We start from the raw sequence: 12,662 nt of genomic DNA, 5'->3' as shown, positions 1-12,662 counted from the left end.
GGAGTCGCCCCCGGGGGTGCGGGACGGCAGTCACATCCGCACAGGTTGTCCGGGCCGCCCCGACGGCGGGTGAAGAGCCCGGGACCTTGACCTCGACGAAGCTTGAGGTTCTAGGTTCTTTCCCATGAGCATGGAGACCACCGCCTGGACGCAACTGCACAGCGTGATGAACGCGCAGTCCGAGCGTCGCCCGTTCGCCCGCGCCACGCTGCGCCGCATCGCCGCCTTCGCCCGCCCGCACCGCGCCGGCATCGTCCGGTTCGTGCTGCTCGGGGTGGTGACGGCCCTGCTCGCCGTGGCGACGCCCGTGCTCGCCGGCCGCGTCGTGGACGCGATCGTGGCGGGGCACGACCCCGGCACGGTCGTCCGGCTCGCCCTGCTCATCGCGCTCGTGGCGCTCGTGGAGGCGGGGCTCGGCATCCTCGGCCGCAGGCTGTCGGCGACGCTCGGGGAGGGACTCATCCTCGACCTCCGGACGGCTGTGTTCGATCATGTGCAGCGCATGCCTGTCGCGTTCTTCACACGTACGCGTACGGGCGCGCTGGTCAGCCGTCTCAACAACGACGTGATCGGCGCTCAGCGGGCCTTCGCCAACACCCTCTCGGGCGTCGTCAGCAACCTGGTCACCCTGCTGCTCACGCTCGCGGTCATGCTCACCCTGTCCTGGCAGATCACCCTGCTCGCGCTGGTGCTGCTGCCGGTGTTCGTACTCCCCGCCCGCCGCATGGGCCGCCGGATGGCCCGTATGCAGCGGGAGGCGGCCGCGCTGAACGCGGCCATGGGCACCCGGATGACCGAACGGTTCTCCGCGCCCGGCGCCACCCTGGTCAAGCTGTTCGGGCGTCCGGAGGAGGAGTCGGCGGAGTTCGCGGCGCGGGCCGCTCAGGTCCGGGACATCGGCGTGCGCACGGCCACGGCCCAGTCGGTGTTCATCACCTCCCTCACCCTGGTCTCCGCCCTCGCCCTGGCCCTCGTCTACGGCCTCGGCGGCTGGTTCGCGCTGCGCGGCACCCTGGAGCCCGGCGCGGTGGTCTCCCTCGCCCTGCTGCTGACCCGGCTGTACGCCCCGCTGACCGCGCTCGCCGGGGCCCGGGTCGAGGTGATGAGCGCGCTCGTCAGCTTCGAGCGGGTCTTCGAGGTGCTCGACCTCAAGCCGCTCATCGCCGAGAAGCCGGACGCCCGTGAGGTCCCCGAGGGGCCGGTCGCCGTCGAGTTCGAGGACGTCCGCTTCTCCTACCCGTCCGCCGACCAGGTCTCCCTGGCCTCCCTGGAGGAGGTCGCCGCGCTCGACACCCGCGGCGGCTCCGAGGTGCTGCACGGCATCTCCTTCCGCGCCGAACCCGGCCGGACGGTCGCCCTCGTCGGCTCCTCCGGCGCCGGCAAGTCGACCATCGCCCAGCTCCTGCCGCGCCTGTACGACGTCGACGCGGGCGCGGTCCGCATCGGCGGGGTCGATGTCCGGGACCTGACCGCCGCGTCCCTGCGGGCCACGCTCGGCATGGTCACCCAGGACGGCCACCTCTTCCACGACACCGTCCGCGCCAACCTGCTGCTGGCCCGCCCGGACGCGGGGGACGACGAGCTGTGGGACGCCCTCGGCCGCGCCCGCCTCGCCGAGGTCGTACGGTCCCTGCCCGACGGTCTGGACACGGTCGTCGGCGAGCGCGGCTACCGGCTCTCCGGCGGCGAGCGGCAGCGCATGACCATCGCCCGGCTGCTGCTGGCCCGCCAGCGCGTGGTCATCCTGGACGAGGCCACCGCCCACTTGGACAACACCTCCGAGGCGGCCGTCCAGGAGGCGCTCACCGAGGCCCTGGAGGGCCGCACCGCCGTGGTCATCGCCCACCGCCTGTCCACGGTCCGGGCCGCCGACCAGATCCTGGTCGTGGAGTCCGGCCGCATCGTGGAGCGCGGCACGCACGAGGAACTCCTGGCGGCGGACGGGCGCTACGCCGAACTGCACCGCACCGGGTTCGCCCGGCGGGACGGGGTGACGGACGCGGTGGCGCCGACGGTCTGACCGCCGGGGCGGCCGGCGCCGGGCTCCGCTCTCCGCCACTGCTCGACCGGATTCCAGAAGTACCAGACCGTCTGGAACGGCAACGGCGGCCGGACCTGCTTCTTCCAGAACGAGATGCCGTACGACCCGCCGAACCAGGCCGCCTGGATGAACGGCTCCACACCACCGGAGGACCCTCGAACGCGACGACCAACGTCGCGGACCTCGTCCGCTACCCGTGATCGAAAAGGTGGCCTTCCGGACGTGTGAGCCCGGCCCGACCTGGATACGCGGTCTGCACGGCTGCACCGTCCGTCCGGAAGGTCACCCCTGCCATGACCAGCTCACCCCGGCCCGGCCACCACTCCGAGGTCACCCTCCGGGTCAACGGCAAACCGCACACCCTGCGCGTCGACCACCGGCGCGTCCTGCTCGACCTGCTGCGCGAGGACCTCGACCTCACCGGGTCCAAGAAGGGCTGCGACCACGGCCAGTGCGGTGCCTGCACCGTGCTGGTCGACGGCCGCCGCCTCAACAGCTGCCTGCTGCTCGCCGTGACCCTCGACGGCAGCGAGATCACCACCGTCGAGGGCCTGGGCGGTGACGGCGAGGAGCCGCACCCGCTGCAGCGGGCCTTCCTGGACCGCGACGCCTTCCAGTGCGGCTACTGCACCCCCGGCCAGCTCTGCTCCGCCGTGGGCATGCTCGCCGAGGCCGCGGCCGGCCACCCCTCCCACGTCACCGGCCCCGAGACCCCCGCCGGCCCGCCCGTACCGCTGGACCGGACCGAGATCCGCGAGCGGATGAGCGGCAACCTGTGCCGTTGCGGCGCCTACCCGCGCATCGTCGAGGCGATCGAGGACGTGATCTGAGTGAACGGCTTCGGATACGTCAGGCCCGACAGCGTGCAGGAGGCCGTCGAGGCGTACGCCGCCCACCCCGGCGCCCGCTACCTGGCCGGCGGCACCAACCTGGTCGACCTGCTGAAACTCGGCGTGGAACGGCCCACCGCCCTCATCGACATCAACCGGCTGCCGCTGGACGGCATCGAGGAGCTGCCCGACGGCTCCCTCCGGGTGGGCGCCACCGTCCGCAACAGCGACCTGGCCGCCGACCCGCGGGTCCGCGAACGCTGGCCGGCCCTGTCCCAGGCGCTCCTCGCGGGGGCCTCCGCACAGCTGCGCAACGCCGCCACCACCGGCGGAAACCTGCTCCAGCGCACCCGCTGCCCCTACTTCCAGGACCTGGACAAACCCTGCAACAAACGGGAGCCGGGCAGCGGCTGCGGCGCCCGGGACGGCGTCCACCGCGACCACGCCGTCCTCGGCCACTCCGCGCAGTGCATCGCCACGAACCCGTCCGACATGGCCGTCGCCCTCGCCGCCCTGGACGCCCAGGTCGAGCTGTACGGCACCGAGGGCCCCCGGCGCCTGCCGGCGGCCGACTTCCACCGGCTGCCCGGCGAGCATCCCGAGCGGGACACCTGGATCCGCCCCGGCGAACTGATCACCGGAATCGTGCTCCCGGCCGCCACCGCCGGCGTCCCGTCCGCCTACCGCAAGGCCCGGGACCGGGCGTCGTACGCCTTCGCCCTCGCCTCCGTGGCCGTGCTGCTGCGGGTCACGGACGGTGTCGTCGACCAGGCGGGCGTCGCCTTCGGCGGGCTCGCCCACCGGCCCTGGCGGGCCCGGCACACCGAGCTGGCCCTGCTGGGCGCCCCCGCCACCCCCGCCGCCTTCGAAGGCGCCGTAGCTCTCGAACTCGCGCACGCCGAGCCCCTGCGGGACAACGCCTACAAGGTGTTCCTCGCCCGCAACCTCGCCCTGGACGTCCTGAACCGTCTCGCCCCGGCCCCCGCCCCGGCCTGAGCCGTCCCCGCAGGAGCAGGAGGATCCCCATGACCGGCACGACCGGCACCGCGCTGGGCGCCCCCGCCGAGCGCCGCGAGGGGCGCCAGAAGGTCACCGGCGCCGCCCGCTACGCCGCCGAGTACACCCTGCCCGGCCGCGCCCACGCCTGGCCCGTGCCCGCCGCGGTCGCCCGCGGCCGGGTCCGCGCCGTCGACACCGCCGCCGCCCTCGCCCTGCCCGGCGTCCTCGCCGTCCTCACCCCCGGCGACGCACCCCGGCTCGCCGAGCCCGAGGACCGCACCCTCGCCGTGCTGCAGGGCCCGGACGTGCCGCACCGCGGCTGGTGCGTGGCCCTGGCCGTCGCCGAGACCCCGGAGGCCGCCCGCGCCGCGGCCCGGGCCGTCCGGATCACCTACGCCACCGCACCCCACGACAGCGACCTCACCGAGGACCACCCGGACGCCTACGAGCCCGAGGACGTCAACGGCCAGCCCGGCCGGCTCGAACACGGCGACCCCGAGGCCGCCTACGCCGCCTCCGAGATCCGCGTCGACGTCACCTACCGGGTGCCGCCCCTGCACAACCACCCCATGGAGCCGCACGCCAGCACCGCCCACTGGGACGGGGACCGGCTCACCGTGTACACCTCCAGCCAGGGCGGTACGACCGTGCGGTCCGTGCTCGCCCAGCTGTTCCGGCTGCCCGAGGAGCGGATCACCGTCGTCGCCGAGCACGTCGGCGGCGGCTTCGGCTCCAAGGGCACCCCGCGGCCCGACCTCGTCCTCGCCGCGCTGGCCGCCCGGCACACCGGCCGGCCCGTCACCGTGGCCTGCCCCCGCCGCCACCTGCCCACCACCGTCGGCCACCGCGCCCCCACGCTGCAGCGGCTGCGGCTCGGCGCGCGCCCCGACGGCCGGCTCACCGCCCTGCTGCACGAGGTCACCACCCAGACCTCGCGGGTACGCGAGTTCGTGGAGCAGGCCGCGGTGGTCTCCCGCGTCATGTACGCCACCCCTGCCCTGCTCAGCACGCACCGGGTGGTCCCGCTGGACGTACCGAGCCCGTCCTGGATGCGCGCACCCGGCGAGGCACCCGGCATGTACGCCCTGGAGTCCGCCGTGGACGAACTCGCCGACCTGCTCGGCATGGACCCGGTGGAGCTGCGCGCCCGCAACGAACCGGACCGCGAGCCCGGCAGCGGCGACCCGTTCAGCAGCCGCCACCTCGTCGAGTGCCTGCGCGAGGGCGCCCGCCGCTTCGGCTGGGCCGGCCGCGACCCGCGCCCCGGCATCCGCCGCGAGGGCCCCTTCCTGCTCGGCACCGGCGTGGCCGCCGCGACCTACCCCGTCCAGGTCTCCCCGTCCACGGCCGCCGCCCGCGCCCTGCCCGACGGCACCTTCCTCGTCCGCACCAACGCCACCGACATCGGCACCGGGGCCCGTACCGTCCTCGCCCAGGTGGCCGCCGACGCCCTCGGGGTGCCCCTGGACCGGGTGCGCACCGAGGTCGGCCACAGCGACCTGCCCCCGGCCCCGCTGGCCGGCGGCTCCATGGGCACCGCCTCCTGGGGCTGGGCCGTCCACGAGGCCTGCGCCGAACTCGCCTCCCGGCTGGCCGCGCACACCGGACCGCTGCCCGCCGAGGGCATCGAGACCCGCGCGGACACCACCGGGAAGGCCGACGCCGACAGCCCCTGGGCGCGGCACGCGTTCGGCGCGCACTTCGCCGAGGTCGCCGTCGACACCGTCACCGGCGAGACCCGGGTGCGCCGGCTGCTCGGGGTCTTCGCCGCCGGACGGATCCTCAACGCCCGCACCGCGCGCTCCCAGTTCACCGGCGCCATGATCATGGGCCTCGGCATGGCCCTCACCGAGGGCAGCACCCTGGACCCGGCGTTCGGCGACTTCCCCGAGTCCGACCTCGCCTCCTACCACGTGCCCGTGCACGCCGACATCGCCGACGTCGAGGCCGACTGGATCGACGAGGAGGACCCCCACCTCAACCCCATGGGCAGCAAGGGCATCGGCGAGATCGGCATCGTCGGCACCGCGGCCGCCGTCGGCAACGCCGTCCACCACGCCACCGGCATCCGCTTCCGCGAACTCCCCCTCACCCCCGACCGGATCCTCGCCGGCCTGCTGTCCGAGGGCTGACGGTGGACGGGCCCACCTGGGAGTACGAGGGCTACCGGCCCGCGGAGGAACGCCTGCGGGAGTCGTTGTGCACCCTGGGGAACGGCTACTTCGCCACGCGTGGGGCCCTGCCCGAGTGCACCGCGGACGACGTCCACTACCCCGGCACCTACGCGGCCGGCTGCTACAACCGGCTCACCTCAGAGATCGCCGGGCGCCGGGTCGAGAACGAGGACATGGTCAACCTGCCCAACTGGCTGCCGCTGCGGTTCCGGCCGGCCGGCGGGGACTGGCTCACCCCGGACACCACCCCCGTCGCCGAGCACCACCAGATGCTCGTCCTCGACCCCGGCCTGCTGGAACGCCGTACCCGCTACCCGCTCGGCGCCGACGCCAGCCTCCTGGTCCGGCAGGAGCGCCTCGTCCACCTGGCCGATCCTCATCTCGCCGCGCTGCGCACCGAGTTCACCGCCGAGGGCCGTACCGTCGAACTGGACGTCGAGGCCGCGCTGGACGGAGGCGTCACCAACTCCGGGGTCGCCCGCTACCGGGAGCTGGACGGCCGGCACCTCAGCCATGTCACCGTCGGCACCGCCGCACCCGGCACGGTCTGGCTGCGCTGCCGTACCCGCACCTCCGAGATCGGTTTCGGACTGGCCGCCCGGCTGACCGCCCGGGCGCCGGTCACCCACGCCAACGAGGCCCACCGCGCGGTACAGCGGCTGCTGCTGCGGCTGCCGCCCGGCCGGACCGCCACCGTCGACAAGACCGTCGCCCTGCACACCTCCCACGACCCGGCGATCAGCGACCCGCTGCGCGCGGCCGTGGACCGGGTCGGCGCCGCGCCCGGCTTCGACGAGCTGCGCGAGACGCACCGCTCGGCCTGGGAGCAGCTGTGGCGGCGCACCGCGCTCGACGTGCCCGGTGAGGCGGGCAGCATCCTGCGCCTGCACCTGTTCCACGTGCTGCAGACCCTCTCCCCGCACACCGCGGACCTGGACGTCGGCGTGCCCGCCCGCGGACTGCACGGCGAGGCCTACCGCGGTCACGTCTTCTGGGACGAACTCTTCGTCCTGCCCTACCTCGACCTCCACCTCCCCGAGGTCTCCCGCGCCCTGCTCCGCTACCGTCACCGCCGTCTGGACGCGGCCTGCCGCGCGGCCCGCGACCTCGGCCGGTGCGGCGCCCTGTACCCGTGGCAGAGCGGCAGCGACGGCCGCGAGGAGACCCAGCAGGTGCACCTCAACCCGCGCTCGGGCCGCTGGCTGCCGGACCACTCCCGGCTCCAGCACCACGTCGGCTCGGCGGTGGCCTACAACGTCTGGCAGTACTGCGAGGCCACCGGCGACACCGAGTTCCGGCACGGCGAGGGCGCCGAGATGTTCCTCCAGATCGCCCGCTTCTGGGGGCGGTCGGCGAGCTGGGACGACCACCTCGGCCGGTACCGCATCCGGGGCGTGGTCGGCCCCGACGAGTACCACGACGCCTACCCCGGAGCGGACCGGCCCGGCCTGGACGACAACGCGTACACCAACGTCACCGCCGCCTGGGTGCTCACCCGCGCCCTGGAACTGCTGGACGGCCTGCCCGAGCCGCGCCGGCGTGAACTCACCGAGCACATCGGGCTCGCCGCCGACGAGCCCGCCCGCTGGACCGAGGTCTCCCGCGGGCTGCACATCCCCTTCCACGACGGGGTGATCAGCCAGTTCGACGGCTACGGCGACCTCGCCGAGCTGGACTGGGAAGGCTACCGCAGGCGGTACCACGACATCCGGCGCCTGGACCGGATCCTGGAGGCGGAGGGCGACACCGTCAACCGCTACAAGGCGTCCAAGCAGGCCGACGTGCTGATGCTCGGCTACCTCTTCGCACCGCCCGAACTCCGCTTCCTGTTCCAGCAGTTGGGTCACCACCTCGACGAGCACGGCTGGCTCGCCACCGTGGACCACTATCTGCACCGCACCAGCCACGGCTCGACCCTGAGCGGCCTGGTCCACGGCTGGATCCTGGCCCGCGCCCGCCGCGCCGACGCCTGGAGCTTCGTCCAGGAGGCGCTGCGCGGTGACATCGCCGACCTGCAGGGCGGCACCACCGGCGAGGGCATCCACCTCGGTGCGATGGCCGGCACCCTCGACCTCGTGCAGCGCGGGCTGACCGGCCTGGAGACCCGCGGCGGCGGCCTGTGCCTCGATCCCGTCCCGCTGCCCGAACTGTCCTCCTACGGCTTCGCCATCCGCTACCACGGCCACTGGGGCGTGCGGCTGCGGCTGCGCAGCGGCCTGCTGGAGATCGCCGTACCGGAGTCCGACCAGTCGCCCATCGACATCCGCCTGCACGACCGGGTGATCCCGGTCGGGCCCGGCGAGACGGCCCGGCTGGTGCTGCCCGACTGAGGTCCTCAGCCCTCGGCGACCGGGTACCGGTGCACCGGCGGCAGGTCCGGCAGCAGTCCCGGCCAGACCGTGTCCAGGACATGGGCGCTCGGCGTGAACAGCGGCCGGGCCAGGACGGGCAGGTCGGTGACCTCGTGCCACTCCCAGCGGCGGATCAACTGCGGCTCGGTGACGGCCGGTTCACCCGTGTACCGGGTCACCTGCACGGCGGCCGTCACCCGGGGGATGCCGTGCACCGAGTCCATCAGGACGGCCCGCACCCGCGCTGCGCCGGGGTCGGCCTTCAGGGACGTCTCCTCCTCCAGCTCCCGCACGGCCGCGGCGGCGAAGTCCTCGCCCGGGTCGTTCTTGCCGCCGGGCAGCTCCCACACCCCCCGCACCGACCAGCCCAGCAGCACCCGCCCCGCCGGATCCGTGACGACGACACCGGCACCGGTCAGGGCGTGCGGGGTGGGCCGGCCCTTGCCGGCGCAGACCGGCGGGGCGGGGGCGGGGCCGCGCAGGACGAGCAGGGCCAGGCCGTCGGCGTCGTACCGCCGCGCGGACTCCCAGCCCGCGCTCAGCAGCCCGATCTCCTCCTCGTCCAGGGCCACGCCCCGCTCGTGCTCCGGCACGGCGTCCGCGACCGGAGTGATCACGCAGAGGGCGCCGCCGGGGCGCAGCCGCTCCCGCAGCCGGTTCAGCACCCGGGTCCGGTCGCGGACGACCGCCCGGCCCGGCCGGACTGTGATCAAGTCGTAGGAGGCGGGCGGGAGCCGGTCGAGGCTGTCGTGCTCGATGTCCAGCCGCCGGTACGTCACCCGGGCCCCGGCGGCGCGCCGGGCCTCGGTGAGCGCTGCGGCGGACCGGTCGACGGCGTCCACGAGGTACCCGGACGCGGCCAGGTGGCGGGCGAGTTCACCGGTCCCGCAGCCGACGTCCAGGCAGCGCCCGCCCGCCGGCACCGGGACGTGCGCGGCGAGCAGCCGGCCCACGGCGGGGCCCGGTGATCGCGAACGTCCCCCGCCCCCGTGGTGCGCGTCCCACTCCTCGGGATGCTGCTGGGCCACCGTGCCTCCTCGTGCCGGTCGATGCGCGGACAAGGGGATCATGACCGGGTCACGGCACGGACACACCGCCGTCCGTGATCTCGACGCCGCCCGGCGGGCTGGACCACCATGAAGGAGCGGCCGAGGACGGAAGGAGCTGCCGGACATGAGGGTGACCGACGTGCCCTTGCGCGTCCTGGCCGTGGACGACGAGGAACCCGCGCTCGCGGAGCTGCTGTACCTGCTGGGGGAGGACCCGCGGGTCGGCACCGTCGTCCCCGCCCTCGCGGCCGGCGAGGCACTGCGCCGGCTGAGCGGGGCCGGAGCGGACGCCTCGGGCGGCTCGGACGGCTCGGGCGGCGAGCACGGTGGGGAGGGCTTCGACGTCGTCTTCCTCGACATCGACATGCCCGGCCTGAGCGGTCTCGAACTGGCCCGGCTGCTCGGCGCGTTCCCCGCGCCGCCGCTGATCGTCTTCGTCACCGCGTACGAGGACTTCGCCGTGCGCGCCTTCGACCTCAAGGCCGCGGACTACCTGCTCAAGCCGCTCCGCAAGGAGCGCTTCGCCGAGGCGGTACGGCGGGTCGCCGAGCTGGTCCGGGCCGGGCAGGGCCCCCGCCCGGCGGCCCCCGCGGCGCCCGGGCCCGCGGTGCCCGCCCTCGACGACCAGGTGCCCGTGGAGCTGGGCGGGGTGACCCGGTTCGTGCCCCTCGCCGACATCACCTACGTCGAGGCGCAGGGCGACTACGCGCGGCTGCACACCGGGCGGGGCAGTCATCTGGTGCGGATACCGCTGTCCACCCTGGAGGAGCAGTGGCGCTCGCGCGGCTTCGTGCGGATCCACCGCAGCCGGCTCGTCGCCCTCGGCCGGATCGAGGAACTGCGGGTGGACGGCGGCAACCTGACCGTCCGGATCGGCGACCGGGTGCTCGCCGTGAGCCGGCGCAACGCCCGGGAACTGCGGGACCTGCTGGCCGGCCGCGCGGCGGGCCGGGTGCGCTGAGCCGGCCCGGGGCCCGGGACGGGGTACGACCACCGAACCGGCGTCGCCCCCCGGCCATGGTGGCCGAACTCCGACCTGCCGTCACCGGGTGAACGGCGCCTGTTCTCCGTGGCATTGGTCACGTTCACCGGGGCGCCGGAAGGGGCAGGGCTAGTCCCCGGGACGCGCGGGGCGGCGAGCCGCCTTGCCGCGCGGGCAGGGCGGGACTTGTGTGGGGGAATGGTGAACGCGGGCTGTGGCCGGGCGTGCCCGGGGTCAGTCGTCGAGGAGCGTTAACGGCAGCGTCACAGCGATTCGTGGTGCTTCACCGAATGAATACGTATCGTTGTGCGAAGGGATCGACGAGTAGGTGGCGAGAGCGCAATTTCTCGCCAGCCTTGTGACGTTCGTGCGCGACTGCGTTTCACCACACGTGTAGGCAACACGGACAACTGGGTCACAGGCCAGGGGGTTAGTTGATGTCCTTCAGTGCATCGGGCTGTGCCAGGTGAGGCGCGCGATCGTGCCAGGGGGCAGATCACCACCGGCGGCCGGCAGCGGCCGGACCACATGCGCGACGGGGGGATGACGGGAGCAGCGTATGCGCGATTCCGGAAGAAACGATCGACGGGTCAGAGCGACACCCCACGAGTTCAGAACGCCACCCGATTACACGTCAGAGGTTTGTAGTGCCCCCGCGATATTCAGTCATCACCGAGCAAACTCTTCTGGAATCGTCTTCCGAGCCAGGCCGTTCTGTCGCACAATCAGCACTCTTCTGGCTCGACGGACGGCTCGGCAAAAGCATGGAGTTAGCCGCCGCCGCGTCGGAACCGGCCGGGGGAGACCGCCCCGTCCGCGAGGCGCCGCTGGAGGCGCGCATCTGGTACGCCACGCTGCTGACGCGTGTCCGCGGCCTCCGGCCGGCCGAACGCCTCCTCGCCGGCAAGGATCCCTGCGAGCAGTCCGGCGAGCAGTCCGCCGGGGATCCCGGCGCGGAGTCCGCCGACCGTGGACCGCTCCGTCCCGAGGCGCAGGCCGCGCTGCGGCTGTGCGAGGCGGAGATCCACCTCGCCGGGGGCAGACTGACCGAGGCGACGACAGCGGCCGAAACCGGTCTCCGGCTGGCCGCCCAGGCCGGGAACCGCGGACTCCCCCCACGGGGGCACGTGGTCATGGCCGTGTGCTCGGTGCGCGCCCTGGACCTGACGACCGGGCTGCTCTACGCCAACCGGCTGCGGGATGCGGCGCTGCTCGGGCAGGAGAACCTCATGCCGGGACAGTGCGTCTGGGCCGCCGCCCAGGCCCTGGAGGCGCGCGACGGCATGGAGAGCGTGGCGCACCTGCTGAAGGGCATAGCCCACGACGAGGTGCTCACCCGCGACCTGCTGCTCTCCCAGCCGGCGGCGGCTCCCTGGCTGGTCCGGGCCGGCCAGCGCCTCGGCGACGCCGACCTCGCCGAGCGCACCGTCCGCACGATGGGCCGGCTCGCCCTGATGAACCGCAGTTTCCGCAGTGTGCAGGCGGCCGCCGAGCACGCCACGGGGCTGTTCGCCCGCGACGCGGACGCCCTGGAGGCGGCGTCGGAGCGGCACCTGGACCCCTGGGCCCGCGCGTCGGCGCTGGAGGACGCGAGCCGGGTCCGTTCCGCGCGCGTCGTGGAACGCGACCGGGCGGTCGACCTGCTGCGCCGTGCGGCCGACGCCTACCTGAACGCCGGGGCGTCCCGGGACCTCGCGCGGGTGCAGAGCCGGCTGCGGGAACTCGACGACCACGGCGGCCGGCCGACCCGCAGCCGGACGAGGGTCAGCCGGCTCACCGACACCGAGTTCGCGGTGGCCGAACTGGTCAGCCAGGGGCTCACCAACGGCAGGGTGGGCAGCCAGCTCTACATCTCCCCGCACACGGTGGCGTTCCACCTGAAGAAGATATTCCGCAAGCTCGACGTGACCTCCCGGGTGGAACTGGCCCGCTCCTGGAACCGGATCCTGGTCGAGGAACGCGGCGACCATCCGCGCGAGTCCGGGCCCGACTTCCTGGTCCGCCCCGCCGTGGCCGCCCGGCAGGCCGGGTAGCCACCGTCCGGCGCGGGACCGTCAGCGCAGGTGACGGCTCCGCGCCACCCCCACCACCTCCGCCCTACCAACCTGAGGGATGCCGCCGCGGCGGTCCCCCCACGTAGCCTCCAGCGAGGGAAGCACCGTTCCTCACCGTGTCGTGCCGTCCCGCCGGCGAGCGCCGGCCGGGTGGGACCGGGCGGGTTGCCGAAACAGCCGTA

8 protein-coding genes are annotated in these 12,662 nt (G+C 74.2%); 7 read left to right on the top strand and 1 reads right to left on the bottom strand.

Annotated elements, in window-relative coordinates; translation table 11 throughout:
- Window positions 1-124: 124 nt before the first annotated feature.
- The 5 genes from ACIP4Y_RS06850 (at window position 125) to ACIP4Y_RS06830 (ending at window position 8,374) form a co-directional block, all read left to right on the top strand.
- The gene (locus tag ACIP4Y_RS06850) at window positions 125-2,020 is read left to right on the top strand and encodes an ABC transporter ATP-binding protein (RefSeq protein WP_401388762.1); all 1,896 of its coding nucleotides are present in this window, start codon (window positions 125-127) and stop codon (window positions 2,018-2,020) included.
- Between the two features lie 314 nt (window positions 2,021-2,334).
- Window positions 2,335-2,871 (top strand): 2Fe-2S iron-sulfur cluster-binding protein, encoded by a 537-nt coding sequence (locus ACIP4Y_RS06845; protein WP_401388759.1) that lies wholly within the window; start codon window positions 2,335-2,337, stop codon window positions 2,869-2,871.
- Window positions 2,872-3,867 carry an FAD binding domain-containing protein gene (locus ACIP4Y_RS06840; RefSeq protein ID WP_401388756.1) on the top strand — a complete coding sequence of 332 codons (996 nt, stop codon included), beginning with the start codon at window positions 2,872-2,874 and terminating at the stop codon, window positions 3,865-3,867.
- 29 nt (window positions 3,868-3,896) lie between these two features.
- Entirely contained in the window at window positions 3,897-6,002 is a 2,106-nt protein-coding gene (locus tag ACIP4Y_RS06835; protein ID WP_401388753.1) for a xanthine dehydrogenase family protein molybdopterin-binding subunit, read from the top strand.
- Window positions 6,003-6,004: 2 nt separating this feature from the next.
- Complete coding sequence (locus tag ACIP4Y_RS06830; RefSeq protein WP_401388750.1) at window positions 6,005-8,374, top strand: glycoside hydrolase family 65 protein; 2,370 nt, start codon at window positions 6,005-6,007, stop codon at window positions 8,372-8,374.
- Between the two features lie 5 nt (window positions 8,375-8,379).
- Here the strand turns inward: ACIP4Y_RS06830 and ACIP4Y_RS06825 are convergent, their stop codons facing one another.
- Window positions 8,380-9,423: a bifunctional class I SAM-dependent methyltransferase/NUDIX hydrolase gene (locus ACIP4Y_RS06825; RefSeq protein WP_401388747.1), complete on the bottom strand. Its 1,044-nt coding sequence runs from the start codon at window positions 9,421-9,423 to the stop codon at window positions 8,380-8,382.
- 145 nt (window positions 9,424-9,568) lie between these two features.
- Between ACIP4Y_RS06825 and ACIP4Y_RS06820 the strand changes: the two genes are divergently transcribed.
- Together ACIP4Y_RS06820 and ACIP4Y_RS06815 are read left to right on the top strand one after the other, a co-directional pair.
- The gene (locus ACIP4Y_RS06820; protein ID WP_401388744.1) at window positions 9,569-10,405 is read left to right on the top strand and encodes a LytR/AlgR family response regulator transcription factor; all 837 of its coding nucleotides are present in this window, start codon (window positions 9,569-9,571) and stop codon (window positions 10,403-10,405) included.
- A 785-nt stretch (window positions 10,406-11,190) separates the two neighbouring features.
- Window positions 11,191-12,459 (top strand): LuxR C-terminal-related transcriptional regulator, encoded by a 1,269-nt coding sequence (locus ACIP4Y_RS06815; RefSeq protein ID WP_401388741.1) that lies wholly within the window; start codon window positions 11,191-11,193, stop codon window positions 12,457-12,459.
- Window positions 12,460-12,662: the final 203 nt, after the last annotated feature.

Source organism: Streptomyces sp. NPDC088810 (assembly GCF_044750305.1).
In the GTDB taxonomy this organism is placed as follows: Bacteria; Actinomycetota; Actinomycetes; order Streptomycetales; family Streptomycetaceae; genus Streptomyces.
Note: the sequence above shows the minus strand (reverse complement) of the source record. Positions and strands in the feature narration are given on the sequence as shown.